Origin of the sequence: Luteolibacter pohnpeiensis, from assembly GCF_016595435.1 — a bacterium.
Lineage (GTDB): Bacteria > Verrucomicrobiota > Verrucomicrobiia > Verrucomicrobiales > Akkermansiaceae > Luteolibacter > Luteolibacter pohnpeiensis.
In genome coordinates this window covers 1-387 of record NZ_JAENIJ010000216.1, presented here as the reverse complement: position 1 = coordinate 387, position 387 = coordinate 1, and the positions used below count along the sequence as shown (strand labels likewise).

Sequence of the window (387 nt, the reverse complement as noted above, 5' to 3'; positions counted from 1 at the left end):
GCGAGCTTGTTCGCCGTTGCCACACACGCCTTGTTATCCTCTTCCATTTTTTAATTGCTTGAGGAATTCATCGTCCCGCAAAGCTCCTCCATCTAAACCGTAGAATTCAGCCAAGTCTACACCACAGAACGAGCAATACTTCACGATATGATGGGCACATAGCTTGAAGTTCGATGCCCCTGCCTCTCTCATCAAATCGCCAAGCTTATAGCATGTCACGGTCAGATCCTTCCAGTCAGCTTTGTGACAGGCTGTAAAACCGCAGTAGAAACGCAGATCGCCCCGTTTCGGGTCGACTCCCGCAATCAGGAATTCACCTACGTTGAGGCGATCATTGAAACGGCCATTGGCGGCGTGACAGCAGAACTTCATTTCCTTGGATAACGT

Annotated in this window: 1 protein-coding gene; it reads right to left on the bottom strand. The window is 49.6% G+C overall.

All coding sequences use genetic code 11. The features are described from left to right. Positions 1 to 33 precede the first annotated feature (33 nt). A partial coding sequence (locus JIN85_RS21015) for a hypothetical protein (RefSeq protein WP_200274539.1) occupies positions 34 to 387 on the bottom strand: 354 nt, incomplete at its 5' end.